This window comes from Sphingomonas echinoides (genome assembly GCF_029623395.1).
GTDB lineage: Bacteria > Pseudomonadota > Alphaproteobacteria > Sphingomonadales > Sphingomonadaceae > Sphingomonas > Sphingomonas echinoides_A.
In genome coordinates this window covers 155,644-182,399 of sequence record NZ_JAPYKK010000003.1, presented here as the reverse complement: position 1 = coordinate 182,399, position 26,756 = coordinate 155,644, and the positions used below count along the sequence as shown (strand labels likewise).

23 protein-coding genes and 3 tRNA genes are annotated in these 26,756 nt (G+C 64.7%); 12 read left to right on the top strand and 14 right to left on the bottom strand.

Annotated elements, in window-relative coordinates:
* Position 1: 1 nt before the first annotated feature.
* The 6 genes from trxB to QBJ92_RS03565 form a co-directional block, all read right to left on the bottom strand.
* Positions 2-967 carry a thioredoxin-disulfide reductase gene (gene trxB, locus QBJ92_RS03590; RefSeq protein ID WP_277968309.1) on the bottom strand — a complete coding sequence of 322 codons (966 nt, stop codon included), beginning with the start codon at positions 965-967 and terminating at the stop codon, positions 2-4.
* Positions 968-1,075: 108 nt separating this feature from the next.
* Entirely contained in the window at positions 1,076-1,459 is a 384-nt protein-coding gene (locus QBJ92_RS03585; protein ID WP_277968308.1) for a VOC family protein, read from the bottom strand.
* A 66-nt stretch (positions 1,460-1,525) separates the two neighbouring features.
* A tRNA-Met gene (locus QBJ92_RS03580) sits at positions 1,526-1,602 on the bottom strand.
* Positions 1,603-1,660: 58 nt separating this feature from the next.
* Entirely contained in the window at positions 1,661-2,182 is a 522-nt protein-coding gene (locus tag QBJ92_RS03575; protein WP_277968307.1) for a 2'-5' RNA ligase family protein, read from the bottom strand.
* Positions 2,179-4,080 (bottom strand): potassium transporter Kup, encoded by a 1,902-nt coding sequence (locus tag QBJ92_RS03570; protein ID WP_277968327.1) that lies wholly within the window; start codon positions 4,078-4,080, stop codon positions 2,179-2,181. The genes QBJ92_RS03575 and QBJ92_RS03570 overlap by 4 nt, the downstream gene beginning before the upstream one ends.
* Positions 4,081-4,255: 175 nt before the next feature.
* A complete protein-coding gene (locus QBJ92_RS03565; protein WP_277968306.1) occupies positions 4,256-4,696 on the bottom strand; it encodes an Lrp/AsnC family transcriptional regulator in 441 nt (146 codons plus the stop codon).
* 130 nt (positions 4,697-4,826) lie between these two features.
* On the opposite strand from QBJ92_RS03565, the gene ald reads away from it, so the two are divergent.
* The 3 genes from ald to QBJ92_RS03550 all read left to right on the top strand — a co-directional run bounded on the left by ald (position 4,827) and on the right by QBJ92_RS03550 (position 10,134).
* Positions 4,827-5,933, top strand: a complete 1,107-nt coding sequence (ald, locus tag QBJ92_RS03560; RefSeq protein ID WP_277968305.1) for an alanine dehydrogenase — start codon at positions 4,827-4,829, stop codon at positions 5,931-5,933.
* Positions 5,934-5,974: 41 nt separating this feature from the next.
* Positions 5,975-7,324: a hypothetical protein gene (locus QBJ92_RS03555; protein ID WP_277968304.1), complete on the top strand. Its 1,350-nt coding sequence runs from the start codon at positions 5,975-5,977 to the stop codon at positions 7,322-7,324.
* A gap of 308 nt (positions 7,325-7,632) precedes the next feature.
* On the top strand, positions 7,633-10,134 hold the full coding sequence (locus QBJ92_RS03550) for a putative bifunctional diguanylate cyclase/phosphodiesterase (protein ID WP_277968303.1): 2,502 nt from the start codon (positions 7,633-7,635) through the stop codon (positions 10,132-10,134).
* Positions 10,135-10,188: 54 nt separating this feature from the next.
* Here the strand turns inward: QBJ92_RS03550 and QBJ92_RS03545 are convergent.
* The 4 genes from QBJ92_RS03545 to QBJ92_RS03530 all read right to left on the bottom strand — a co-directional run bounded on the left by QBJ92_RS03545 (position 10,189) and on the right by QBJ92_RS03530 (position 13,236).
* Positions 10,189-10,265 (bottom strand) — tRNA-Pro (locus QBJ92_RS03545).
* Between the two features lie 116 nt (positions 10,266-10,381).
* Positions 10,382-10,458: transfer RNA gene (locus tag QBJ92_RS03540), tRNA-Ile, on the bottom strand.
* Between the two features lie 13 nt (positions 10,459-10,471).
* The gene (locus tag QBJ92_RS03535) at positions 10,472-11,509 is read right to left on the bottom strand and encodes a polysaccharide deacetylase family protein (RefSeq protein WP_277968302.1); all 1,038 of its coding nucleotides are present in this window, start codon (positions 11,507-11,509) and stop codon (positions 10,472-10,474) included.
* A 2-nt stretch (positions 11,510-11,511) separates the two neighbouring features.
* The gene (locus QBJ92_RS03530; RefSeq protein WP_277968301.1) at positions 11,512-13,236 is read right to left on the bottom strand and encodes a sensor histidine kinase; all 1,725 of its coding nucleotides are present in this window, start codon (positions 13,234-13,236) and stop codon (positions 11,512-11,514) included.
* Between the two features lie 185 nt (positions 13,237-13,421).
* Here QBJ92_RS03530 and QBJ92_RS03525 point away from each other — a divergent pair, with 185 nt between their 5' ends.
* Positions 13,422-13,889: an Lrp/AsnC family transcriptional regulator gene (locus QBJ92_RS03525; protein WP_277968300.1), complete on the top strand. Its 468-nt coding sequence runs from the start codon at positions 13,422-13,424 to the stop codon at positions 13,887-13,889.
* A gap of 61 nt (positions 13,890-13,950) precedes the next feature.
* On the opposite strand, the gene QBJ92_RS03520 is transcribed toward QBJ92_RS03525, so the two are convergent.
* A complete protein-coding gene (locus QBJ92_RS03520) occupies positions 13,951-15,231 on the bottom strand; it encodes a tetratricopeptide repeat protein (RefSeq protein ID WP_277968299.1) in 1,281 nt (426 codons plus the stop codon).
* 197 nt (positions 15,232-15,428) lie between these two features.
* Here QBJ92_RS03520 and yaaA point away from each other — a divergent pair, with 197 nt between their 5' ends.
* The 4 genes from yaaA to QBJ92_RS03500 all read left to right on the top strand — a co-directional run bounded on the left by yaaA (position 15,429) and on the right by QBJ92_RS03500 (position 20,087).
* Positions 15,429-16,181 (top strand): peroxide stress protein YaaA, encoded by a 753-nt coding sequence (gene yaaA, locus QBJ92_RS03515; RefSeq protein WP_277968298.1) that lies wholly within the window; start codon positions 15,429-15,431, stop codon positions 16,179-16,181.
* Complete coding sequence (locus QBJ92_RS03510) at positions 16,178-16,873, top strand: SDR family NAD(P)-dependent oxidoreductase (RefSeq protein WP_277968297.1); 696 nt, start codon at positions 16,178-16,180, stop codon at positions 16,871-16,873. The genes yaaA and QBJ92_RS03510 overlap by 4 nt, the downstream gene beginning before the upstream one ends.
* 89 nt (positions 16,874-16,962) lie before the next feature.
* On the top strand, positions 16,963-19,734 hold the full coding sequence (gene gyrA, locus QBJ92_RS03505) for a DNA gyrase subunit A (RefSeq protein WP_277968296.1): 2,772 nt from the start codon (positions 16,963-16,965) through the stop codon (positions 19,732-19,734).
* Positions 19,731-20,087, top strand: a complete 357-nt coding sequence (locus QBJ92_RS03500; protein WP_277968295.1) for a DUF952 domain-containing protein — start codon at positions 19,731-19,733, stop codon at positions 20,085-20,087. The genes gyrA and QBJ92_RS03500 overlap by 4 nt, the downstream gene beginning before the upstream one ends.
* Before the next feature lie 18 nt (positions 20,088-20,105).
* On the opposite strand, the gene QBJ92_RS03495 is transcribed toward QBJ92_RS03500, so the two are convergent.
* Positions 20,106-20,540: a DUF488 domain-containing protein gene (locus tag QBJ92_RS03495; RefSeq protein ID WP_277968294.1), complete on the bottom strand. Its 435-nt coding sequence runs from the start codon at positions 20,538-20,540 to the stop codon at positions 20,106-20,108.
* A 132-nt stretch (positions 20,541-20,672) separates the two neighbouring features.
* Here QBJ92_RS03495 and trmFO point away from each other — a divergent pair, with 132 nt between their 5' ends.
* Positions 20,673-22,004 carry a methylenetetrahydrofolate--tRNA-(uracil(54)-C(5))-methyltransferase (FADH(2)-oxidizing) TrmFO gene (trmFO, locus tag QBJ92_RS03490; RefSeq protein ID WP_277968293.1) on the top strand — a complete coding sequence of 444 codons (1,332 nt, stop codon included), beginning with the start codon at positions 20,673-20,675 and terminating at the stop codon, positions 22,002-22,004.
* Between the two features lie 4 nt (positions 22,005-22,008).
* Here trmFO and QBJ92_RS03485 read toward each other — a convergent pair whose 3' ends face one another.
* Together QBJ92_RS03485 and QBJ92_RS03480 are read right to left on the bottom strand one after the other, a co-directional pair.
* The gene (locus QBJ92_RS03485) at positions 22,009-22,488 is read right to left on the bottom strand and encodes an EF-hand domain-containing protein (RefSeq protein ID WP_277968292.1); all 480 of its coding nucleotides are present in this window, start codon (positions 22,486-22,488) and stop codon (positions 22,009-22,011) included.
* Between the two features lie 59 nt (positions 22,489-22,547).
* Entirely contained in the window at positions 22,548-23,216 is a 669-nt protein-coding gene (locus QBJ92_RS03480) for a squalene/phytoene synthase family protein (protein WP_277968291.1), read from the bottom strand.
* Between the two features lie 144 nt (positions 23,217-23,360).
* Here QBJ92_RS03480 and QBJ92_RS03475 point away from each other — a divergent pair, with 144 nt between their 5' ends.
* From QBJ92_RS03475 to QBJ92_RS03465, 3 genes are read left to right on the top strand one after another with little or no spacing between them, the layout of a single operon-like run.
* The gene (locus QBJ92_RS03475) at positions 23,361-25,331 is read left to right on the top strand and encodes a TadE/TadG family type IV pilus assembly protein (protein WP_277968290.1); all 1,971 of its coding nucleotides are present in this window, start codon (positions 23,361-23,363) and stop codon (positions 25,329-25,331) included.
* On the top strand, positions 25,328-25,954 hold the full coding sequence (locus QBJ92_RS03470; RefSeq protein WP_277968289.1) for a TadE/TadG family type IV pilus assembly protein: 627 nt from the start codon (positions 25,328-25,330) through the stop codon (positions 25,952-25,954). Before QBJ92_RS03475 ends, QBJ92_RS03470 begins: the two co-directional genes overlap by 4 nt.
* Complete coding sequence (locus tag QBJ92_RS03465; RefSeq protein ID WP_277968288.1) at positions 25,954-26,715, top strand: TadE/TadG family type IV pilus assembly protein; 762 nt, start codon at positions 25,954-25,956, stop codon at positions 26,713-26,715. The genes QBJ92_RS03470 and QBJ92_RS03465 overlap by 1 nt, the downstream gene beginning before the upstream one ends.
* Positions 26,716-26,756: the final 41 nt, after the last annotated feature.

Here is a 26,756-nt window from a genome sequence, read left to right as displayed (position 1 = left end):
GCTATTCGGCAGCCTCGGCCAGTTCGAATTCCATCTCGGCCAGGAACCGCTCGGCATCCAGCGCGGCCATGCAGCCCGTCCCCGCCGCCGTGACCGCCTGCCGATAGACCTTGTCCATCACGTCGCCGCACGCGAACACGCCGGGCACGTTCGTTCGCGTCGACCCCGTCTCGGTCCAGATATAATGGTCTTCGTCCAGCTTGAGATGCCCGCGGAACAGCTCGGTCGCCGGGTGATGACCGATCGCCACGAAGCCACCTTCGGTATCGAGCCGCGATTTCTCGCCAGTGACCGTGTCGATCAGGTCGATCGCGACGAGCCCGGCCGTCCCGCCGCCGTCGACGAACTGGTCGACTTCCTTGTTCCACAGGACCGTCACGCCCTTGTGCGCGAACAGGCGCTCCTGGAGAATGCGTTCGGCCCGAAGCGAATCGCGACGATGGATCAACGTCACGTCGGGGGAATGATTGGTCAGGTACAGCGCTTCCTCGACCGCGGTGTTGCCGCCGCCGATCACCGCGACCTTCTTGCCGCGATAGAAGAAGCCGTCACAGGTCGCGCACGCGCTGACGCCCTTGCCCTTCAGCGCGTCCTCGCTGTCGAGCCCGAGCCACTTCGCTTGCGCGCCGGTCGCGATGACGAGCACGTCGCCCTCGTACACGTCGCCGCCGTCACCGATCAGGCGGAACGGACGCTGGGTCAGGTCGACCTCGACCACGGTATCGTACATCAACTGCGTACCGACATGCTCGGCCTGCTTCTGCATCTGCTCCATCAACCACGGGCCTTGGATGACGTCCGCAAAGCCGGGATAATTCTCGACGTCGGTCGTCGTCATCAACTGCCCGCCGGGCTGGATGCCTTGGACGAGAATCGGCTTCATCCCGGCGCGCGCGCCATAAATGGCAGCGGACAGCCCAGCCGGGCCCGAACCGAGGATCAACATGCGCGTGGTATAGGTGGTCATGATCACTTTCGTCCTGTCGGCCCGCCGCCTTCAGGGGCGTAGCGGGCCGGCTGACAACATGGGTGGCGCGCGCCGTCAAGCAAGGGCTTGAGCGGCGCGCTACGGGGTTCAGGCGGGCATCCGGTACAGCGCGCACAGCTTGTTGCCGGCAGGATCGCGCAGATATGCGAGATACAGCTTGCCGAACGAGCCTTCACGGACCCCGGGAGGATTTTCGCACGCCGTCCCGCCGCTGGCGAGCCCGGCGGCATGCCAGGCGTCCGCCGCCTCTGGCGAATTGGCTGCGAAACCGATCGTCCCGCCATTGGCATGGCACGCCGGAGCGCCGTCGATCGGCTTGGTAACGATGAACAGGCTGCCGTCGTGCATGTACACGACACGACCCGACGGATCGACCATCCCGGCCTTGCCGCCCAGCGCTTGCAAAGTCGCGTCGTAGAAAGCGCGCGATGCGTCGGTATCGTTCGACCCGACCATGATATGACTGAACACGTTCCAGCTCCCTATGTCTGTTTGGGAGCGCACGCTTAGCACTTCGATACGGCGACGCTACCGATTTGGTAGCGGAGGAGGGACTTGAACCCCCGACCCCAGGATTATGATTCCCGTGCTCTAACCAGCTGAGCTACTCCGCCAAGCCGTATCGAAGAAGCGGCGCTATAGGTGCGGGACCGTTGCGCGGTCAACCGCCTTTTACGCAAATATGTGACGAGACAGCGGTTCCCACGGTCCGCCGCGATACCACCAGCTCGCCAGACCGACGATCCGGACGTCGCGCGGGCGGAAATCGGCCTCCAATGTCGTCTTTAGCGTCTTCGCGACAGCCGGTTCGACCTTGTTCTGGATGGTGACGTGCGGACGCCAGCCCGCCCGATCCTGCGGCGTCAGGACCGTCTCGAACGCTTCGGCCAAGCTGGCCCGAATCTCTTCCAGTTCAGGACAGGCGATTCGGAACGCCACACCGCGCCCCAGCGACAGCAGCCCGGAGATCCGCGCGACCGGCGCTGGGACACCGCGCGTCTCGGCGGTCAGGCGCTGCTTCAACTCCCGCTCCAGGCTCGGTGCGAGGTGGTGGAACATGGTGAGGTGCGCGGCGAGCTGGTTCCGCTCGGGCGGAAAGTGCGTGCGGCGCAGATCGTCGAAGAACGCGGTGTCCGCAGGGCCGAACAGCGCCGTCACGATGATCGGGGCGCCAGGGGGGGCGTCGACGGTCAAATCTCCAGCTGACTGCCGAGTTCGACCACGCGATTGGTCGGCAAGCGGAAGAACTCCATCGCGCTTTCCGCATTGCGCAGCATCCACGCGAACAGCTTCTCGCGCCAGATCATCATCCCCGGACGCGACGACGGCAACAACGTCTGGCGGGCCAGGAAGAAGCTGGTGTCGATCATGCGGAACTCCGCGCCACAGCGGTGCACGTTGGCGAGCGCATTCGGCACGTCAGGCTCCTCGACGAAGCCGTACCGCAGGATCATCCGGTGGAAGCCGAGACCCAGGTCGTCGATCGAGCAGCGCTGCCCTTCGGGAATGTACGGTTCGTCCGCGATCTTGACCGTGAGCAGGATGATCCGCTCGTGCAGCACCTTATTGTGCTTGAGGTTGTGGAGCAGCGCATGCGGAACGCCTTCGGGCGATGAGGTCATGAACACCGCGGTACCCGGCACGCGCGTTGCCGACGTCGCTGCGGACTGGATGAACACCTTGATCGGCATGGCCGATTCGCGCATCCGGTCGATCATCAACTGCCGCCCCTTCGACCAGGTCGTCAGCACCACGAAGATGAAGAACCCCACGAGCAGCGGGAACCAGCCGCCCGAGGAAACCTTGGTGAGGTTCGCTGTGAAATAGGCCCCGTCGACCAGGAAGAAGATCCCCAGCAGCGGGATGGCGAGCAGACGGGACCAGTTCCACAAGCGGAACAAGACGATCGACAGCAGACACGTATCGATCAGCATCGCACCGGTGACGGCGATCCCGTACGCGGACGTCAGGTTCGACGACGTCCGGAAGAACACCAGCAGCAGCAGCACCATCGTGCCGAGGATCCAGTTGATCAACGGCAGATAGATCTGGCCGACCGTCGCGGCACTGGTGTGCTCAATCCGGAGCCGCGGGATGAAGCCGAGCTGGATCGCCTGATGCGTCACCGAGAACGCGCCGGAGATCACCGCCTGCGACGCGATCACCGCGGCCGCGATCGACAGCAACACCAGGGGGAGGCGGAAATGCTCGGTCGCGAGCATGTAGAACGGACTCTCGAGTGCAGGCATGCCGATCCGCGAGAGCAACGCGCCCTGCCCCATGTAGTTGAGCATCAGCGCGGGCAGGACGATGCACAGCCACGACACGCGGATCGGGTTGCGCCCGAAATGCCCCATGTCGGAATACAGCGCCTCTGCGCCCGTCACGGCCAAGACGACCGATCCCAGTGCGAGAAACGCCGGAAGCGGGTCCGATGCGAAGAACTCGAACGCGTAATGCGGCGAGAGTGCCCACAGGATTTGGGGCGTCTCGACGATGCTCAACACGCCGAGCGCGGCGATGACCGCAAAATACACGATCATCACGGGTCCAAAGAACAGGCTGACGCGCGCAGTGCCACTCCGCTGGATCGAAAACAGTGCGATCACGATCGCCATCGCGATCGGCAGCACGAATTGCGACAAGCCCGGCGCAGCGACCTTGAGCCCCTCGACCGCAGACAGTACCGACACCGCCGGCGTGATCATGCTGTCGCCGTAGAATAAGGCGGTCGCGAACACGCCGAGCAGGATGATCCCGCGCGACCAGCGCCGCGTCGTCGTCCGTCCGTTGACCAGCGCGAGCAAGGCAAGACTGCCGCCCTCGCCCTTATTGTCCGCCCGCATCAGGATCGCGACGTATTTGAACGTCACCACGATCATCATCGACCAGAAGATCAGGCTGACCACGCCCATGATGTGCAGCGCATCGACGGCAAGGCGGTGATGCCCGGCGAAGGTTTCTCGAAACGCGTAGATCGGGCTCGTGCCGATGTCGCCGAACACGACTCCGACCGCGCCGACGGCCAGGCGAAGCAGCCCATTCTTGCGATGTTCCGGCTCGATCGTGGCGGGGTCGCCTACGGTCGTCAGGTCAGTTGCGGATGCGTCCACAGTTCTCACAATATTCTGGATCTCAAGCCGATTTCAAACAAGTAGGTCGGATCGACCGCAGGTTGCCAGCGCCTCGATGGTGCGGCGCAATAGCACGCGCCCCGTCCCCCCGCAACGCGCCGCCCCGCCAGGATGTCCGCAAGCGGGACCACCCTTACGCCTCGGTCGCAAGCGTGCGGATCGTGAACTGAGTCACCAGACGGTGGACGCCGGGAAGCACCGAAAGCACCTCGCGATGGATGCGTTCGTAGCTGTCGTCCTCGCGCACCAGAACCTTGAGCAGATAATCCGATTCACCACTCATCAGATGCGCCTCGCTGACCTGTGCGGTGCGGGAAAGCGCTTGCTCGAACGCCAGCATCGTCGCCTGCCGCTGATCGGTCAGCGTGACCGATACGAAAACGGTCGACGGGTTGCCCCGCGCCGCAGGGGACAAACGGGCACGATAGCCCAGAATCATGCCTTGCTGTTCGAGCGCCTTGACCCTGCGATGCGCGGCGGACGGCGACAGGCCGACGCGGGCGCCGAGATCTTCGCTGGTCAAGCCCGACTCCGACCCCAGTTCCGCGATGATCTTGACGTCGATAGCATCCATACGGCTATTCCGTGCGCGAAACCGGCATCCAACGCAATATCGTCCTGTTGGAGGGCCGACGCGCGCGGACTTTGCAAGCACTTTCCGGCTCGGCTGGTGTATTCTGCCGCCAACGAAAATGGAGAGTTTCATGCGCGTCGGTGTCCCCAAGGAAATCAAGAACCACGAATACCGCGTTGGCCTCACGCCGCCGTCGGTGGCCGAGCTCGTTGCCGCGGGTCATAGCGTCGCGGTCCAGACCGGCGCTGGCCTCGGCATCGATTTCGAGGATGCGGACTATGTCGCGGCGGGTGCGTCGATCCTGCCGGATGCCGCCAGCGTGTTCGCGCAGAGCGACATGATCGTGAAGGTCAAGGAGCCCCAAGCCAGCGAGATCGCGTTGCTCGAAAGCCGCCATCTGCTGTTCACCTACCTGCACCTCGCCGCCGACAAACCGCAGGCCGAAGGGCTGATGGCGTCGGGCGCGACCTGCATCGCGTACGAAACGGTGACCGCGCACGACCGCTCGCTTCCGCTGCTCAAGCCGATGAGCGAAGTCGCCGGCCGCATGTCGATCCAGGTCGGCGCGCATTATCTCGAGAAGGAACAGGGCGGTCGCGGCGTCCTGCTCGGCGGCGTTCCCGGCGTTGCCCCGGCGCGCGTCGCGATCCTCGGCGGGGGCGTGTCCGGCGTCAACGCGGCGCAGATGGCGGTCGGCATGCGCGCCGACGTTACGATCTACGACATCTCGAACGCGCGTCTTGCCGAGCTCGACATGTTCTTCGGCAGCCAGATCAAGACGGCCTACGCCAGCAAAGCCGCGATCGCAGCGGCGGTGAAGAACGCACATCTGGTCATCGGCGCGGTGCTCGTGCCCGGCGCCGCAGCGCCCAAGCTCGTCACGCGCGACATGCTCAAGACGATGAAGCGCGGCTCGGTCCTGGTCGACATCGCGATCGATCAGGGCGGCTGCTTCGAGACGAGCCATGCCACCACGCACGAGGATCCGGTGTTCGAAGTCGACGGCGTGATCCATTACTGCGTCGCCAACATGCCGGGCGCAGTGGCCCGCACGTCGGCATTCGCGCTCAACAATGCGACGCTGCCCTTCGTCCTGAAGCTCGCGGGGCTTGGCGCGGAAGCGGCGATGGCGGCGGATCCCCACCTCGCCAACGGACTGAACGTGTCCAACGGCAAGATCCGGCATGAGGCCGTCGCCGAGGCGCTCGACCTCCCGTTCGATGCCTGGACGCACTAAGCGGCCTCGCGCTGCTCCGGCGAAGCTGGTACGATCGTCTCGTGCGTATCGTCCAGCTCGTCGGAGCGTTACTTCTTCTCCAGGTTTCGCCCGCGATGGCGCAAACGCTGGCACCCCCCGCACCACCACCGATCGTCCGGATCCTCCCGGTCGATCCGGTGCGGACCGCGCCCGTCGACGCAACGGCTCTCCCCGCGCCGATCCTCGAAACGACCGACCAGGCCCTCACCGACGATGCGCGGGAATATGCCCGGCACTTTGCGGTCTCGATCGAGGAAGCGCGTCGGCGTCTGATCCTGCAGGAAGCGAGCGTCGCAGCGACCGACGCGATTGCCGACCGGTATCGAGACCGGCTCGCCGGGATCGCGATAGACCATAGCCCGACGTATCGGATCTCCGTCTATCTCACCGGGACAGAACCGGTCGCCGAACGCCGCGTCACCGTCGGCGTTTCTTCGGTTCCGATCATCTTCCGCACCGGCGCACCCGTGACGCGTGACCAAGTGATCTGGGCGATGACCAATCACCAGGCCGCGATCCGCGCGGCGTTGCGCACCCCGCCCGGAATGGGGCTCGACCCGCGCACCGGCGAACTGGTCCTGACGATCGGCAACCGCGACGCGCGCGACGGAACCGAAGCGATCCGGCAGAGGATCGAAGCAATCGCGGGTGTCCCGGTCCAGGTTCGTGCGGTCGACCATGTCGACGTCAATCTCGCGGTCGAAGGCGGCGCCCGGGTCGAGGGCGTCAATCCGGGGGACGGCAAACGGTATCTCTGCACCACAGGGTTTGCGGTGACCGACGGTACACGCTCGGCAATCGCGACGGCGGCGCATTGTGTCGACGAATTGAGCTACCGCGACCGCGCCGGTGCGCTGGTGCCTCTGCCGTTCGTCGCACAATGGGGCTGGGGGTACCGCGACGTCCAGATCAACCTGTCCCCCGAACCCCTGGCACCGACCTTCTTTGCCGACACCGCCAAGACGCGCGTCCGTCCGGTCACCGGCCAGCGCAGCCGCGCCGGCACGCGCGCAGGGGATTTCGTGTGCCATCGCGGCGAGCGGACCGGGTATAGTTGCGCGGTCGTCCAGTTTACGGATTTCGCCCCCGCGGGCGACCTGTGCGGCGGTGCGTGCTTGCCAACGTGGGTCGCCGTTTCCGGACCGACCTGCAAGGGTGGCGATAGCGGCGCCCCGGTGTTCACCGGCACGACCGCGCTCGGGATCCTCAAAGGCGCAAGCTACCGTCCTGACGGATCATGCGCTTTCTATTTCTACATGTCCGCCGACTATCTTCCGGACGGATGGACGATCCTTCGATCCCCGTTGCCGGCCCCAGTGACCTCATCATCTCGGTCCAACGATCGGTCCGGTTCCAGCGCGCTTCCTTGAGCGGGCCACGACTTTTGTGCGTACTGGTGTAGAGCAACGCCGTTAAAACGCGCATCGGGATTGTAGGTCGGTCGGGTAACATCCACGCTCGCCGATTGCGAACGCGCCGCCAACTGTTCCAACTTTGCGAAACATGTCATTGATCATGAACGCTTGTCTTCTGGGGACGAGTTGCTCATCCTGACGGTGGGTGGCATCGTCAGGTTTCGTGGGAAATTCGCTAAAACCAAATTTGCAAAAGGGGTGCCGTTAACCAGACGCACACTCCGATATGGCAGCGGTCGATGGATTGTTCGTAGGGGGGCGAAGTGTTCGGCAAGGTTATTCGCATTTTCGCGCTATGCGTTGCGATACTGACGCCGGAATGCCCTGCTCTTGCGGCCGTTCCGTTGCTGCAGAGCACGTGTTTCGCCGTTACCGACACAGCCCTCCCCTCCACTGCGGAGGTGGAGCGTCTTCGCTACACCTGCGATAGGAGCGTTCGCCCCGACACCCGTCGGTGGACGTGGCTTCGGCTCGATGCACCCGCGATCGGCCGTCTGCCGCGGGAATGGCGCCTGATCGTCGACCAGACGCGGTTCGAACGCGTCGCCCTCATCACGATCAAGCACGACGGAACGGTGACCCGCCTGGACCGACGGTGGACCGAGATGCACGGTATCGGTGCGCCGGGTGGCGTGCTGAGGTTCCCGGTCGAACCCCGGGGGAACGAGATCCGTGCCGTCTACCTGGGGTTTGAGAAAATCGACGATCTGGCGCTGGTCCGGTCCGTAACCGCCGCGACACGCGAAGAAGCAGCGCAGTCGCACGATCGCTGGTTGATCCTGATGGGACTGTTTTCCGGCACATTGCTGTCTGCATTCGCGTACAACGTGATGATCGACCGGGGTCGGCGCTTTCCGTTCCAGCGATGGTATCTTGCGTGGATCGCGATCGCGCTGGCGTATGGCTTGACCTGGTCGAACGTTGCGGGACTCCTCATTCCCGGGCTGGTCGGCCCGAGCGCGGTCACGCTCGACTATATTCTGGTCGGGTTGCTCGTCGCCGCCGGCGGCATGTTCTTCCTTTCGCTCGTCGAAGACCGGTTGCTACCGCGGTGGTTGCATCGATCAGGCCGGGGGCTCGCCGGGATCGGGCTGCTTTTCGGATTGCTCGCTGCGACCGACGGCGCGGTGTTTCACCCGATCCTGATGGATCGCTTGCTCAACCTGTCGGTCATGGCCAGCGCGATCATGGCATTCCTGGGCATCGCGTACGCCATCCGGCGCGGTAGCCGCGTCGTCTGGTTCTATGTCATCGGCTGGGGCCCGGTCATCGCGATTTTTGCCGCGCGCGTGTTGCGCAACCTCGGCATGTTCCCGCAGGGCGATACGCTCGACATCGCGATGTTCGCCGCGCTGGCGTTCGAGGCCATCATCCTGTCGCTTGCGACGTCGGACCGCTTCCGCGCCTTGTGCAACGAGCTCGAGCTCGCGCGACAAAGCCGCGAATGGGGGCTGATCGAGGCCGAGAAACTGCGAAGTGCCGCGCTGACCGATCCATTGACCGGCCTTGGCAACCGAGCGGCGTTCCAGAGTGCGTTGCAAACCCACGTGGCCACCCGGCGCGACGCACCGTTCACGCTGTTCCTGATCGATATCGATCATTTGAAGGACGTGAACGACCGACACGGTCATGCGGTCGGCGACGCGATGCTGTGCCACATCGCATCGCGCCTCGCTGCGCTTACGGAAACGCATGGCGCCATCCCGGTCAGGCTCGGCGGGGACGAATTCGCAATCGTCGCCGCGGATGCCGACGACCGGTCGGCGCTCGTCGAGGCGGACCTGATGCAGTTGCAGGGCGCGATCTGGCATCATGGCACCGAGCAGCGGGCGCTGTCGCTCAGCATCGGCTCGGCACGCTGTCCGGTCGACGGGCGCGAGCCCGACCTGCTGTATCGCAACGCCGACCTTGCGCTGTACCAGGCCAAGCGCTTGGGCCGAAGCCGCCACCACCGCTACGACGCCGCGCTGCGCACGTTGCTCGAAGTCAGCACGGCGTTTGCGCAGGAAGCCGAACTCGCCATGCAACGCGATGAGTTCCGCCTGTATCTTCAGCCGCTGGTCGACCTGCAGGAAGATCGCGTCGTTGGATATGAAGGCCTGTTACGCTGGCAGCACCCCAAACATGGTTTGCTCATCCCGAGCCAGTTCGGCGATATCCTGGTCGAGGAACGGATCGGCCCGCGCGTACAGGACCATGTCCTCGACATCGCACTCGGGCTCCTTCGCGACAATCCGATGGAGATCCCGTATCTGTGCGTCAACTTCACGTCGGCGCAATTGTCCGGTCCGGTTGCGGCGAAACGCGTTCTGGCCCGGCTCGAGCATTTCCAGGTTTCGCCGGCCGCTTTGTGTGTCGAAGTGACCGAAGGCGTGATGCTGGGCCGCGCGGCCGACGGGGTGATCGGTACGCTGCACACGCTGCACGATGCCGGTGTCCGGATCGCGCTGGACGACTTCGGAACGGGCTACGCCTCGCTCAGCCATTTGCGACAAGTCCCGGTGGATACGCTCAAGATCGACCGGTCGTTCATCGCCGCGCTGGAGCACGAATCCGACAATGCCGAGGAGATTGTTCGCGCGATCATCGGGCTTGCGCACGGTTTGGGAAAGACGGTCGTCGCAGAGGGCGTCGAGAACGAGGCGCAGATGAACATCCTGATCGAACTGGGCTGTCGCTTCGTCCAGGGTTATCGCTTCGGCCGACCGGCACCATGGCGCCTGCTTGCACCGACGCCCACGGCGCAGATCGTCGCCAACAGCTGAGCAACCGCAACGGCGGAAAACCGTCCAGAAGCCGCGGATAGATGGTGAAAAGGATGGTCGGGGAGACAGGATTCGAACCTGCGACATCCTGCTCCCAAAGCAGGCGCGCTACCGGACTGCGCCACTCCCCGATCCCGTTCGGGCGAAGCGAAAAGGGTTCGCTTGGCCCGGCATTCCCGGACTGCGACACCAGGGCGTCGCGTGCCGGTGCCTTTGCCGTGCGCGGTGGCGGTTGGCAAGTAAAGAATGGTGGGCCCGGCAGGACTTGAACCCGCAACCTAGCCGTTATGAGCGGCCAGCTCTAACCAGTTGAGCTACAGGCCCCCCGAACCGTTCGTTAGCGTCCACCGGGCGCCGCTGGCAAGCCCGCTGCCGCAATCACCTCGTCGAGCGATGCCGCCGCCACGCCGCGCCGCTGCAAGTCTTCGAGGATCCGGTCCCACCAGTGGTGAAATCGCGCCAAATCCTCCGCGTCGCGGACGTAGGGCGTATGCCCCGGCTTGAGCGACGGAGAATGAAAGGCAAAGCTGAGCAAGCGGAGCCCCTCGCCCAGCACGACCGCAATCGCCTCGAGCGCCGCTTCGACCGGCATGTCTTCCGGCGTCAGCGCGATTCGCGAGAGCAGGCCCAACCGGGAAAAAATCCCGCGCCCGCGCGGGACACGCTGGAGCCCCCGATACAGTCCTTCCCCGCCACGACGAAACAGACCGATATGCGTCGTCGTCAGCGGAAGCTCGATCACCGCGCCGCCAGGACCCGTACAAAAAGCATTATTGTCGATCGCCCCGAAATCGGGCCCCCCGTCGGCGGCATAACAGTAGCGCGACCGCATCGAGCTATCGACCAGATACCCACGCGATGCGAGCAGTCCGAGCGTCGCAGGCCCGATCCCATAGCGGCCCGCCCGATACGACCGCGGGCGGATTGCAAAGGCGGCTTCGATCGCGTCGGTCAACACGTCCAGCTTCGCCGCCTCGGTCTCCTGCGGGAGATTGCCGGCGTAGCTGGTATACGCCGAGACCATTTCATCGGACGGCGGATTGACCCACGGATGGAGATGCGCGCCGACCGTGCAGCGGGGGTCTGCGAGAACCTCCTGGACGCAGGCGATCGCCCGGGGATCGGTCGCGATCGGATAGTCGACCAGCAGCGTCAGCGGCACATCGCGCTCTGCAAAACGGCGATGCGACGCCGGCAGCGCATCGATCGCCGAAACACCATAGCCGGTCCGCCGCAAGGGCGCGTTCCAGTCGAACTCCTCTTCGGTGTCGACGAAGACGATGAAGCGTGTCCCGAAAGACGGAGGCCAGACAATCCGGTCCGCTTGCGCTGGTGGAGATGGCCGATAGCCGTGCGATGAAGCCGGATCGACCACGGTCAGTTGCTGAGAACCTGCTCCATCCGTCCAAAGTCTCCGATGGGCAGCTCCAAAGTCAAGACGGTCCGGTCGATGTCGAGCGTGCCGCCCAGCTCGGACGCGAGCTTTCCGGTCAGTCGCAGCGCAAAGCCAGTCCCAAGCGAGCGTGTATCGTTGTCCCAATCGGGTTCGTCGGCAGGACTTGCCAGATCGCGCGGACGATCGAACACCAGGCAGATCCGCGACGGGGTCTTGCGCGACACGACCACGCCGATCTGCTCGCGCGCATTCGTCGCGGCGACCAGGGTCGCGAGCAACCGCGCAATCAACCGCTCGATCGCACGGCCGTCGCCATGGATGCGCAGGGTTTCGTCCAGACCATGAAGCGCGATCGTCGCGCCGCGCAGCGTCGCGAGCGGTGCAAGGTCGGTCGCGATCCGATCGAGCATATCGGCGATCGACAATCCATCCGACCGTGGCTGCGCAGCGTCGGCTTCGATCCGCGCGGCGGCGTCCATATCCTCGATCGCGACGAGCAGATCCGCGGTCTGGTTGCGAATCTCTGTCGCCTCCCCGCGGTACACATCGGGCACCGGACCGAGCATTTCGGTCTCGATCATCTCGGCGAAACCGGCGATCGCATTGGTCGGCGTCCGCAATTCGTGCACGAGCTGGCGCAGGGCATCCGCGATGGCGGCGGCATTGGGCATGGTGCCATCGGCAACCCGCGCGGGGTTGCCATCGGCAACCCGCGCGGGGTGCGGGCGACAGGCATTCCCCCGGTAACCGTTGAACCGCCCCGTCGCGCGATCGAACAGCGGGACCGCGCTGAGCCGCCAGGCGCCCGCAGCATCGGACTGTCCCGCGACGAAGAGACCGAGATCGGCAAATGCCGACCGCTCCTTGAACGCCTCTGCAACCGCAGCATCGACACCGGACAGTCCTTCGCTCGCGACCTGTGCAAGCGTGAAGCCGATCATCGTCGTGCGCGATACGCCTTCGACCCAGCGGATCACGCCCGCCGAATCGGTTTCGAAGGTGAAGCGTTCCTCGCTGGAATCGACGGCAGGGTCGTTCGCGGGGGCGGAATCCCGCGAAGACGACGCACGGGCGCGCTGGAACGCGGCGATCCGCTTGAGCATATCCGCAATTTCGGAGGCGCCGTTGGGGGCGGCACTCGGTGCACGCTCCTCCGCCGCAACCTCCGCCGCAACCTCCGCTTCGACCGGCGCAGGATCGTCGAGCTCGGACGCCTGCGGGTCCGGATCGCGCGGGGTCGCAATAGCAGAATCGACGTAGGAACCGGGCGCGGACTCCGGGGACGCCAGCACGAAATCGACGCTACCGAAGCTTGCTAGCATCGCAATCACTTCGCACGGCAAATCGCGCCGATGCCGGACGATCGAACGGCCCGTCGGGGACAGCAGCGGCAGCAGTTCGGCCCAGTCAGCGGGGATCAACTGCACGACCCGTAACACCGGCGCGGCGACCGCGATTTCGTCCTCCGCAAACAGAATGACGAGGGACAGCGGCGGAGAAGCGTCTGCCACCGCCCGCGCACTCGCGGTCCGTACCGGAGGCGGGACGGCGGCGCGGATAGACCGCAACCGCTCGATCACGCGGTCGCTGGCCTCGACCCGGCCCCGCCCGACCAGATCGACCAATTGCCGCCAGGCGAGCTGCGCTCCGATCGGGGACGACATGTCGCCGGACAGAACGGTTTCAAGGCTGTCGTCGAAACGCAAAAGCGGCAATCCTCAGGGGTGTCAGTACGGTCGAGCGTCGCCTGGGTTCTACCCGGACGCAAACGCTTTCGGAACCGAAGATTTTGCGTCGTAGCAATGTGGGACAATTGCGTTCTGCCGCAATTATATTATATCGCGCGCCATCCATGCGACGCGATCGGCGCTTTGCTCAGGAGCTTTACGTAATGTCCTTTGATTCCATCGACCGGCGTATCCTGGAATTGCTCCAGGATGACGGGCGCATGACCAACGTCGATCTGGCGGAAAAGGTCGGGTTGACCGCCCCGCCCTGCCTGCGGCGTGTCCGTGCGCTCGAGGAAGCCGGTGCCATCCTCGGCTATCACGCGGAAATCGACCCCGCAACTCTCGGATATCCGATCACGGTTTTCGCCATGGTCAGCTTGCGCAGCCAGGCCGAGCAGGATCTCGCCGCGTTCGAACAGCACGTCGCCACCATCCCGGAAGTCCGGGAATGCCACATGCTGAACGGCGAGATCGATTTCATTCTGAAGATCGTCGCCAGCGATCTCAAGGGGTTCCAGGACATCCTGATGACGCAGCTGACCCCCGCGCCGAACGTCGCCAGCGTCAAGACATCGCTGACGATCAGGACCGCAAAGTCGCTCCCCGGGATCCCGATCCGCAGCGCCTGAGCGCCACAAACAAAAAGGGCGGCCCGATCGGACCGCCCTTTTTTTATGCCTGCTGGATACGTTACGCGGCGGGCGGTGCCGCGACATAGGTCTGCCACAGACGCGCGATCGACTTGTTCGGCTCGCTCGCAACCTTGGCGAGCGCGGCCTTCGCGCCTTCCTTGTCGCCAGACAGCGCCAGCGCCATACCGAGGTGCAGGCTGTTGCGGTCCGCGTCGGTCGGGCCCTTGCTCTCGGCGAGACGGTACATCTCGACGGCCTTGGTATAGTTGCGCGAGCCGAAATAGGCGTCGCCCGCCTGCCCGGCCAGATCACCCTTTGCGGCGGCCTGTGCGTTCTTTTCCTTGGTCGCTGCCGGCGTGCTGCCCGCGATACCGGTCTTTGCAAGACCGGCCAGTTCCTTGCCGAGGACGTTCGTGGCCGGAACGGCGTTCGACGCCATGCCTTCGTCGAGAACGACCTTGGCTTCGTTCGGCAAACCGACCTTCAGCGCCGAATCGGCATATTGCAGATATTCGGTCTGGCCAGCTTGGCTCTTCGTCGCCCACATCAGGCGGAACAGATCGACGCGGTTCTTGCTGTACTTGGCAGCGTTCGGACCCTGGAAGCCGAACGTGTAGATTGCTGCGCGCCAGTTCTGCTTGGTGCCGTAATGCGACAGCCAACCAGCGGTCCATGCGTCGCCAGCCTCATCCTTGCCAGCCTTGTACAGGCGCGTGAACGCGTACTTGTACCACGCCTCAGGCGGCACGCGACCAGCGGCTTCCTCAACCTTGACCGCCTGATCGAGCGCCGCAACGCCACCCTCGACGTCGCCGGCTTCGACCTTGGAACGCGCCATGTTCAGCAGCAGATCGGAATCGGTGTACCCGAGGTCCTTTGCCTTCTGATACCCGGCGGCGGCCTGGGCATACTGCTTCTGCGTGAAGTACAAGCCGGCGCGCTCGTTGGTGCGGATCGCGACTTCGTTCTTCGGGGTCGCCGGGTTGGCGATCAGCGCGTCGAGCAGCGGGGCAAGCGCAGCGGCGCGCTGTGCGTCGGTCTGGCTGGCGCTCTGCGCGCTGACCAGGGCAAGACGCAGGCTGGTTGCGATGTACTTTTCGTAATCCGACTTTGCTGCGGCATCCAGCGCGGTGATGCTGGCTTCAGCCTTGGGAAGATCCTTGGGGGTTGCGTCCAGCGCAGCCTTTGCCGCGATGAAGTTGTCGCGAACTTCCTTGGAGATCGTGGGCGCGTTGGAAGCTTCTTCCTTCTTCTTCGCGAACGCCGGGGAGACCAACGCAGCACCGTTGATCGAGACGACAAGCGCCCCGGCCAGTGCCATTTTCGAAATCTTCTTCATTGCCGAACTCTCCTCATGCCTCGAACGGGCGACCTTGCGGGGGAAATGCCAAGCCGCTCTAGCGTCACGGGTAACACCGTCAAGCGACACCGATTGTCGCGACCGTGCTGAACAACGCTTGAACCGCCGCGAGTTCCCGTCTTCCGGCCGTGGCAACACTTTGACGCGCAAGCGCCGCACGGCTACCGCGGCGGACCATGATTGCCCTGCTCTCCCCCGCCAAGACGCTCGATTACGACAGCGCGCTGCCGCCGATCGATCCGACCCGTCCCCAGTTCGAAGCCGAAGCCACGACGCTTGCGAAAGCGGCATCGCATCTGTCGCAGAAACGGCTGGCCGAATTGATGAGCATCTCGCCCAAGCTCGCGAAACTCAACGCCGATCGCTTTGCGAGCTTTCCCGAATCGCCCGAACGCCCGGCGCTGTTCGCGTTTGCAGGCGACGTCTACACCGGGCTGGAGGCCGCGACGCTCGATGCTCCCGCGCTCGATTTCGCGCAGGATCATCTTCGCCTTCTTTCCGGACTGTACGGCCTGCTCCGCCCGTTCGATGCGATGCGACCATACCGGCTCGAAATGGGCACGCGCTGGGCACCCCGGCGCAAGACGCTCTATGACTGGTGGGACGACCGGATCGCACATGCGGTCCGCCAGACGGTGGCCGACGAAGGATCCGGGGTCGTTCTCAACCTCGCGAGCCAGGAGTATTTCCACGCGGTGTCCGGCAAGCTCGGTGACATCCGGGTCATCGACGTCGATTTTCGCGAACCCGGCCCGGACGGTCCCAGGTTCGTCAGCTTCCACGCCAAGAAGGCGCGCGGCATGGTGGCGCGCTGGATGTGCGAACATCGCATCACGGACATCGACGCGATGCAGGGATTCGACAGCGACGGCTATCGGTTCGATCCGGACGAAAGCACGCCCGATCGCTGGCGGTTCACCCGCGCATGAGTTCGGCGGTCATCATCGGGGCATCCGGCGGGATCGGTGCGGCACTGGAGGCCGCGCTGGTGGAAGAGGCGACGTTCGACAAGGTGTACGGTTTCGCACGGTCGTATGACGGCGACCGGCATATCGACCTGCTCGACGACGCGACGATCGCAGCGGCGGCAGCGACCGTGTCGAAGGGGCCGGCGCCCACGCTGATCGTCATCGCAACCGGCGTGCTGCACGATGGCGACCGTGGCCCGGAAAAGTCACTCCGCGAGCTCGATCCCGAGTGGCTTGCCAAGACCTTCGCGATCAACGCGATCGGTCCCGCCATCGTCGCGAAACACTTTCTGCCGCTGATGCCGCGCAGCGGACGATGCGTGTTCGCGGCGCTATCGGCGCGCGTCGGCAGCATCTCGGACAACAAGCTCGGCGGCTGGTATGGCTATCGCGCGTCCAAGGCGGCGCTCAACCAGCTGATCCGCACGCTTGCGATCGAGGAGAAGCGCCGCAACGACCGCGCGATCGTCGTCGGCCTGCACCCCGGCACCGTAGACACCGCTTTGTCCAAACCGTTCCAGGGCAACGTCCAGCCGGGTCGTCTGTTCGATGCCGAGCGCGCCGCGTTGCAATTGCTCGACACGATCGAGGGGTTGAAGGTGCCGGACTCCGGAAAACTCTTCGATTATGAAGGCGCCGAGGTTCCCTTCTGATCGTTTCGGATGGCGCGCGGGGGTGGCGTTCGCGCCCGCGACCGGCTAGGGTTGTCGCAATCCCGTAACACAGCCGAAGGCGCCAGAAATTGACCGACGAGACCGTACTCGCCGACCCTTCCGATATTGCTCCGATCTCGATCGTCGACGAGATGAAGTCGAGCTATCTCGACTATGCGATGAGCGTGATCGTCGCGCGTGCATTACCCGACGTTCGTGACGGCCTGAAGCCGGTTCACCGCCGCATCCTGTGGTCCGCGTCGGAAAGCGGGTTCGTCTACAACCGGCCGTATCGCAAGTGTGCGCGCATCGTCGGTGACGCGATGGGTAAATATCACCCCCACGGCGACAGCTCGATCTACGATGCCCTGGCGCGCATGACGCAGGACTGGTCGATGCGCGTGCCGTTGATGGACGGTCAGGGCAACTTCGGCTCGATGGATCCCGATCCGCCCGCGGCAATGCGCTATACCGAGGCGCGTCTCGCCAAGGTCGCGAATTCGCTACTCGAGGACATCGACAAGGACACGGTCGACTTCGTCCCCAACTATGACGGCTCCGAGCGCGAGCCTGCAGTCCTTCCGGCGCGTTTCCCCAACCTGCTCGTCAACGGCGCCGGCGGCATCGCGGTCGGCATGGCGACCAACATCCCGCCGCACAATCTCGGCGAAGTCGTCGACGCGACGCTCGCGCTGATCGACGCCTCGACCGGCGCACGCGACGAAGTCACCACCGACGAACTGATCGAGATCGTCCCCGGCCCCGATTTCCCGACCGGCGCGATCATCCTCGGCCGTGCGGGTGCGCGCTCGGCCTACGAGACCGGGCGTGGCTCGGTGATCGTGCGCTCGCGCTACGTCATCGAGGAAGGCCGCGGCGACCGTCGCTCGATCGTCCTGACCGCAATCCCGTTCCAGACCGGCAAGAACGGCCTGGTCGAGAAAATCGCCGATGCCGCGAAGGAAAAGCGGATCGAAGGCGTCAGCGACATTCGCGACGAATCGAACCGCGAAGGCGTCCGCATCGTCATCGATCTCAAGCGCGATGCGACCCCGGACGTGGTGCTCAACCAATTGTGGCGGCACACGCCTGCGCAATCGAGCTTCCCCGCCAACATGCTTGCGATCCGCGGCGGACGCCCCGAGCTGCTCAACCTGCGCGACATCCTGACGTCGTTCATCACCTTCCGCGAGGAAGTGATCACGCGGCGTTCGAAGTTCGAACTGGCGAAGGCCCGTGAGCGCGCACATCTGTTGCTCGGCCTCGTCATCGCGGTCACCAACCTCGACGAAGTCGTCAAGATCATCCGCGGATCGTCCAGCCCCGCCGCCGCGCGCGAAGCGTTGCTCAGCCGTGACTGGCCGGTCGCCGAGATCGCGCCCTACATCAAGCTGGTCGAGGCGGTCGAAGCCGAGGTCACCGGCGACACCTATCGCCTGTCCGAAGCGCAGGTCCGCGCGATCCTCGATCTGCGCCTTCACCGCCTCACCGCGCTGGGCCGCGACGAGATCGGGAACGAGCTCCAGGGCCTCGCCGATTCGATTTCCGAACTGCTCGAGATCCTCGGCAACCGCGCGAAGCTGTACGCGGTGATGCGCGAGGAACTCGTCGCGGTCCGCGCCGAATTCGCGACGCCACGCAAGACCGAAATCGCCGCTGCCGCTGACGGCATCGACGATGAGGATCTGATCGAGCGCGAGGACATGGTCGTCACCGTGACGATGCAGGGTTACATCAAGCGCACCACGCTCGACACGTTCCGTGCACAAGCCCGCGGCGGCAAGGGCCGCGCGGGCATGGCGACCAAGGATGAGGACGCGATCACGAACCTGTTCGTGACGAGCACCCACACCCCGGTCCTGTTCTTCTCGACGCTCGGCAAGGTCTACCGGATGAAGGTCTGGAAGCTGCCGGAAGGTGGCGCGGCCACGCGTGGTCGTCCGATGATCAACCTGCTCCCGCTCGCCGAAGGTGAGACGATCTCGACCGTGTTGGCATTGCCCGAGGACGAGGCCGAATGGGCCAAGCTCCACGTGATGTTCGCGACTGCGGGCGGCAGCGTGCGGCGCAACTCGATGGATGCGTTCACCAACGTGCCCACCGCGGGCAAGATCGCGATGAAGTTCGAAGGCGTGGATGCCGACGACCGGCTGATCGGCGTCGCGCTGCTCAGCGGGGATGACGACGTCCTGCTCGCTACGCGCGCGGGCAAGGCGATCCGCTTTGCCGCCGACGAAGTGCGCGAATTCCAGAGCCGCAACTCGACCGGCGTGCGCGGGATGCTGCTCAAGGGCGACGACAAGGTCATCTCGCTCTCGATCCTCCACCGCGTCGGCGCGACGCCGGAAGAGCGCGAGGATTACCTCCGCTTCGCGCCGTGGAAGGGCGAGCGCGACGGCGAGCCGACGATGGACACCGGCCGCTATCAGGAATTGATGGAGCGCGAGCAGTTCATCCTGACGGTCTGCGCCAACGGTTACGGCAAGCTGTCCTCCGCCTACGACTATCGCCGCACGGGTCGTGGCGGCCAAGGCATCACCAACATCGACAACATCCCGCGCAACGGTCCGGTCGTCGCCAGCTTCGCCGCGACCAAGGGGCACCAGCTGATGCTCGTCACCGATCAGGCGAAGGTGATCCGCACCACGCTCGGCTCGATGCGCGTGATCGGGCGGAACTCGGCGGGCGTGCGGCTGTTCGATGTCGGCAAGAACGAGCATGTCGTCTCGGCGGCACGGATCGAGGAAGCCGAAGGCGACGCCGAGGCGGACGTCCGCGACCTGACCCAGGTCGAACTCGCACCCGACGACGGCGCGAACACCAGCGACGACAGCGCGGCTGGCCCGGAGGATGGCGAATGAGCGAGCTGCCCCTCACCGCGTACAAGGTGCTGACCGCCGAGCAGATGGCGACGCTGGAAGCGGACGGATCGTTCGAGGGCGCGCCGGTCGATCTGGCGGATGGCTACATCCATCTGTCGACCGCCGCGCAGTTGACCGAAACCGTCGACAAGCATTTCGCCGGACAAAGCGATCTGCATGTCGCCGCGGTCGATCTTGGATCGTTCGGACCGGGGCTGAAGTGGGAGGAGTCGCGCGGCGGTCAGCTGTTCCCGCATCTGTACGGCGGGCCGTTACTGCTCGAGACGGTGATTGCCTACGGTCCGCTGACGCGCGGCGATGATGGCAAGGTGGCGCTGCCCGTCGCGGGCTGACCGCCGACCACTACCCGCCTAATCGACGTACAGGTCGACGACCTCGGCCCCCTTTACCTCCGCCTCCAGCAACAGCGTGCGGTGGCAATGCCGGGGGTCGCGTTCGTAGCATAGAAGCGCGCTAGGGCGCTCCGCCGCCAGTTCGAGCATCCGGGCCGCCTGCACCTGCGCCTCGGGAAGTTCGAGCTGATCGGCGTAAACCGCTTCGAGCGTCGCCACGTCGCCCTTCTTGGCAGCATCGCGCCCCGCCTTGGGCGTGCCGAGCGCCTTCAGATGAATATAGTCGATCCCGACCGTCGCAAGCGACGCCGCCAGCGACGTTTTCGAGAACCCGGGCCGCCGCGACAACGGCAACGCGCGAACGTCGATGACGCTCGCAACGCCCGCCCTGGTGAGCGCGGACAGGAACCCGTCCATCGTCGCAGCCTCATAGCCGATCGTGAAGATTTTCATGCGAAGCGTTCCCGGTCGAGCGACGAACCGTGCCGCCAATAGCCATATGGTATCGTGGGTTACCCGGTCGCAACCACCCCGACCTGCGGAGGAATGGTTGACCGGTGTGCCACGATCGCCAAAGAGACACGCATGACACAGGACATTCACATCATCGGCGGTGGCCTCGCCGGGTCGGAGGCCGCATGGCAGCTCGCCGAGGCGGGCTTCAAGGTCCGTCTCTCGGAAATGCGCGGCGCACCCGCGGACCGTGGCGGCGAGATGACCCCCGCGCATCAGACCGACGGGCTGGCCGAACTGGTCTGCTCGAACAGCTTCCGCTCGGACGATGCGGACAGCAATGCGGTCGGGTTGATCCATCAGGAGATGCGGACGCTGGGGTCGCTGATCTTGCGCGAAGCCGACATTCACAAGGTCCCCGCCGGGTCCGCGCTCGCGGTCGATCGCGACGGTTTCTCGGCGGGCGTGACCGCCGCGCTGGAGGGGCATCCCAACATCACGGTCGTGCGGGAACGCGTCGACACCCTGCCGGACACCCCCGTGATCGTCGCGACCGGCCCGCTGACCGCAGCCGGGCTAGCCTCGAGCATCGGGTCCGCGACGGGTGCCGACTCGCTGGCGTTCTTCGATGCGATCGCGCCGATCGTCCATTTCGACAGCATCGACATGGACACCGCGTGGTTCCAGTCGCGCTGGAACAAGGGCGAAGGCAAGGACTACATCAACTGCGCCCTCAACCAAGAGCAGTACATCGCCTTCCACACCGGTCTGATCGAAGGCGAGAAGACCGAGTTCAAGGAGTGGGAGCAGAACACGCCCTATTTCGAAGGCTGCATGCCGATCGAAGTCGCCGCATCGCGTGGGGTCGATACACTGCGCTACGGGCCGATGAAGCCGGTCGGGCTCGATGATCCGCGCACCGGGCGCTGGCCCTATGCGGTCGTGCAGTTGCGGCAGGACAATGCCAGCGGGACGCTGTGGAACATCGTCGGCTTCCAGACCAAGCTCAAGCATTCCGAACAGGTCCGCCTGTTCCGCACGATCCCGGGACTCGAGAATGCCGAGTTCGCGCGGCTGGGTGGCCTGCACCGCAACACCTTCATCCGCTCGCCCGAATTGCTCGACCCGACGTTGCGGCTGAAGTCGCGCCCCAACGTCCGCTTCGCCGGGCAGATTACCGGCTGCGAAGGCTATGTCGAAAGCGCTGCGGTCGGGCTGATGGCGGGGCGGTTCGCGGTGGCCGAACTCGGCGGACGCGCGATGACGCCGCCCCCGGTAACGACCGCGCTCGGCGCGCTCCTTCACCATATTACCGGCGCAGCAATCGCGGATACCTACCAGCCGATGAACGTCAACTTCGGCCTGTTCCCGCCAATCCCCGGCCGGACCAAGAAGGCCGACCGGAAGAAAATGTACACCGATCGCGCCCGTACCGCGCTCGGCGACTGGCTGGCGGTGGCCTGATCGTTCAGCCGTCGTCGGCGGGCGCGGCGGCGGCACTTGCTGGCAGACAGTCCCGCCGGATGCGCGGCGGTTTGCGCTTCGGCGCGGTCGTGGCGAATTCGGCGGGGGTCATGCTGCCGGACTTGTCCGCGTCCGCCTGGGCGAACTTGGCCTCGGTCTTCGCGGCCCACTCGTCGAACGACAGCGCGCCGTCATGGTTGGCATCCAGCTTGGCGAACGCCTTGCGGCGGGGCGCAAGATACTCTTCCCGCGCAACGGCGCCGTTATCGTCCTGGTCATACCGCGCGAAACGCTTCGCCGCCCGCGTCTCTTCGGTTGCGGCTGGGGCAGAATCCGGCAGGCTTGCGTCTTCGCTTCCCGGTGCGCCTTGCTGAAACGCTGCGAGCGGCAAAGCGGCAACCGAGCGCGCGTTGCGATTGTAAAGCAACACGCCCGCGGTGACCAAGGCAAGCGTCGCCAAACATCCTGCGATATACCGCCACATCGTTCATCCCCCCAAGTCCCCGACCCGAGAGATATCCGGTTTGGCGGTGCCGGAAAAGCCTAGTGCCCCGAAAGCCGATGCCACGCCAGTCGCGCGATCCGCGCGGGTGAGGTGACCGGCGCCGAGACGCCGTCGCCGGCCAGATCAAACCGCGCGCTCAACGCCATGGCACCGAGACTTCGGGCATTGCGGCTCCAACGATGCTGCATCGCATCGGACAAGACCGTCATCGCGAGATCGCGCGTTCGCGAGGCCGCGACCGGATCGCGCGAATGCCGCGCGAGATCGGCGAGTGCCCACCCTTCCCCGGCCCGCTCGAGCGGATCCCGCGGAGCTGCCCCGAGGAGTTCGCCCGCGATCAGGAACAGCTTCCCGCCGCGGTGCTTCGCATAGCTTTCGAGCATATCCCGGTCGAGCAGCTCGGGTTCGAGCAACATTTCCCAGCCGTCGATCATCCCGGCCAGCACCGTCCCACTGATCCCGCGCGCGACGACGTCGGCGGATAGCGCCTGCAGAACCGGCTGCGCGGGTGGCGGCGCGGTATCGAGCGCGGACAGGGCTTCGTGCCACCAGGTCAGCCGCATCTGGCCAACCATCGGTTCGCGAGTCGTCCGCAGAATTCCGCCAAGCCTTGCATCCAGCGCCAGCAGCGCCTCGATCGCACCCCGCATCCCCACCGGCGCATAGGAGAGCGCCAGCGCACGTTCGGGATCGTCGGGCACGCTCATGCCAACCCCTGCAATGCCACGGGGTTACCGAGGCTTAACCATGCTCGCTCACCCACGATTATCCCCTCCTGCGGCATAGCCGCAGGCCAAGACGCGTGATCAGGTACAAGGGACGAAGGCAGCATGGCGGGGCAAGCACCCAGGATGAAAACGCCCGCGCGTGGCCTGATGTCGTCGCTCGCGCGCGACGTTCGCGGCAACACGCTCGCCATGATGGCGATGTTTCTGATCCCGCTGACCGGGTTGGTGGGGTCCGCCGTCGACATGAGCCGCCTCTATGTCGTCAAGACCCGCTTGCAGCAAGCGTGTGACGCGGGGGCGCTGGCTGGCCGAAAGGGTCTGATCGACAGCGACAGCGCGACGCTCAACGCGGAAGCCGTCGCGCAGGCGCAGGCGTTCTTCGGAAACAACTTCAAGAAGGATACGACCTCGCCGGCCGCCCCCGGCTATTTCGGCAGCACCAAGGTGAGCTTCACGCCGACCAAGACGTCGGACAATCAAGTCGCCGGCACCGCCTCCGCGACCGTTCCAATGACCGTCTCCAAGATCATCGGCACCAGCGCGGTGACCATCAACGTCACGTGCGAAGCGCGCTACGACGTCGCCGACACCGACGTGATGTTCGTGCTCGACACGACCGGATCGATGGCCTGCCTGGCATCGCAGACGTCGGGTTGCAGTCCCGCGACGAAAACCTACACGCGGCCCGACGGGACCACGGGATATTATGCGCAGGAAGTCTCCGGCTCGAAGCTGTCCGGCGTGCGGACCGCCGTGCTGAACTTCTACGATACCGTCGCAAAAACTGCCGATCCGACGACCCATATCCGCTACGGCTTCGTCACCTACACGTCGACGGTCAACGCCGGTTTCGCCGTCTCGGCGGTATCGCCGACCGACCCGACGTACACCAAGATCGCGAACTATCCGCTCTATATGGTGAACAGCTGGAATTACGATACGCGTCGCGTGATCGGGGACATGAATAACACCGCGATTTCAAACTCGACGGCGACGTATAACAACGTGACCACCGCGACGTGCAACGGCTACGCCGGGCGAAGCCCCGCAACGGGCTTCACGACCAACGGCCAGGCGACCCTCTACACCACGAGTTTCGCGTACAATAACGGGCAAAGCGGATCGAATGGTCTGGGCACGTGCACCGTTACCGGCACGCCCAAGAAACCGAACTGGCGCTACGAAAACGCAGTGTGGGACGTCGCACCGCTCGTCATGGGTCAAACGACCGACGATCCCACCAAGATCACGAGCGCGACCAGCAAATGGCAGGGTTGCCTGGAGGAACGGGACACTACGGCAGGCGCGCTGACCTTCGACCAGAAGAACCTCCCCAAGGATCTCGACCCGGACTTCATTCCGAATTCCGATCCTGACACCAAGTGGCGCCCAATGTGGTCGGACGTGATCTATTACCGGTCTTCGTTCACAAGCCTCGATTCGGCGTCGTACCCAAGCTACAGCAACTCGACCAGTCCGTATGGGGACTATACGGGCACGAACCAGCTTGGCCCATTCACCGCGCTGAACATGTACGCCAACATCTCGTCGGGCTTTGTGTCCTGCGGCAAGCCAGTCCAGCGGCTCGACACGCTCTCGCGCACGCAGATCAGCGACTATGTCAACGCATCCGACTTCGTTCCGCAGGGTGGTACGTATCACGACACCGGGATGATCTGGGGAACGCGGATGATTTCCCCGAACGGCATCTTCAAGGCGGATACCTCGGCATGGCCGGGTCGCAACGCCCCCAACCGGTACATCGTTTTCATGACGGACGGCGACATGGCGCCGAACGAGCAGATCTACGGCATGTACGGCATCGAATATTACGACAAGCGCGTCACGGACGGCAATTCGTCCAATGCGACGACCTATACCAACTACCACAACCAGCGCTTCCTGGCCGAATGCGCCGCTGCGAAGGCCCGCAACATCAAGGTGTTCGTAATCGGGTTCGGCCAGACATTGACCCCGCAGCTCACCGCCTGCGCGTCCGATGGTCAGGCCTATTATGCCAGCAACAACAAGGGGCTGGATGACGCTTTTCAGACGATCGCGAAGCAAGTCGCGATGCTGCGGGTCTCCAAGTGAAGCCGCGCGCGCTGATCCGCGACCGCCGCGGCGCGACGTTGGTGGAATTCACCTTCGTCGCGCCGGTGATGATCATGCTGATGATGGGTCTGTGCGATCTGTTGTACCAGACCTATTGCCGCTCGGTCCTCAACGGCGCGGTCCAGAAGGCGGCGCGCGACGGCACGATCCAGGGTGGCGCGGATCAGACCGGCACGCTCGACCAGCGCGTCATGAGCGTCATGTCGGGACTGATCGGCACGACGGCGCAATCCTGTGCGGACACGCCGGCCGCCGGAACCTGGTGCTCGACCCGCACCAGCTTCACCAGTTTCGCGCAAGCGGGTCCCGAACCGTTCAACGACGACAATAACGACGGTATCCGGCAATCGACCGAATGCTTTTCCGACATCAACGGCAACGGTAAATGGGACGCAAGCCCGGGATCCGGGAACAGCGGTCAGGGTGGCGCGAGCGACGTGACCGTCTACACGATGCGGGTCACCTACATGCGCGTCTTCCCGGTCTCGGGGCTGTTCGGCTGGCCGACGACGCAAACGATCGTCGCGAGCACGCTTCTCAAGAACCAGCCCTACCAGACGCAGACCGGAACGGCGACCGCATTGGCGCCGGTGTGCTCCTGATGGCGCGCCCCAAGACCATGCGGCATCTGGGCGGGGATCGCCGCGGCGTCGCGATGCTCGAGTTCGCGCTGTCCTTGCCGATCGTCCTCGCCATTGGCCTGTACGGGATCGAGATTTCGAACCTCGCGCTGGCGAACATGAAGGTCAGCCAGATCGCGCTCGCGCTTGCCGACAACGCGTCCCGGGTGGGAGTCGATAACGGGCTCGCGCAACAGCAACTGCGGGAATTCGATATCAACGACGTGCTGCAGGCGACTCGCCTGCAAAGCAACGATCTCAAGCTGACGACCAACGGTCGCATCACGGTTTCGAGCCTGGAGGAATCGGGGGGCGTTCAGCGGATCCACTGGCAGCGCTGCCTGGGGTTGCAGAAAGGCGCCGACTACGACTCGAGCTATGGGCGGACGACGATCAAGGGCACCACGCCCTCGACCGCGGACGATACCGGCGCGGCGTATGATCCGACCGCCGGGACCAATACCAAGACCGACGGAACCGACGATTCGGCGAGCCATCCCGGCAGCGTCATCAAGGGCGGAATGGGCGATCCCGACAGCAAGGTGTTCGCGCCCAAGGACTCGGGCGTGATGTTCGTCGAGGTCAATTACAAATACGTACCCGTCACGGGAACGTGGTTGCTCGGGAACCAGCGGCTGCATTCGGTCGCGTCGTTCATCGTGCGGGACCGGCGGACGTTCGCGCTCGTGTCCAACCCTTCGCCCGCCGCCAAACGCTCCACCTGTGATCTGTACACGAGCTGACGCCCCACGCGGGAACACAGCAACGGCGCGGTAGGAAGATC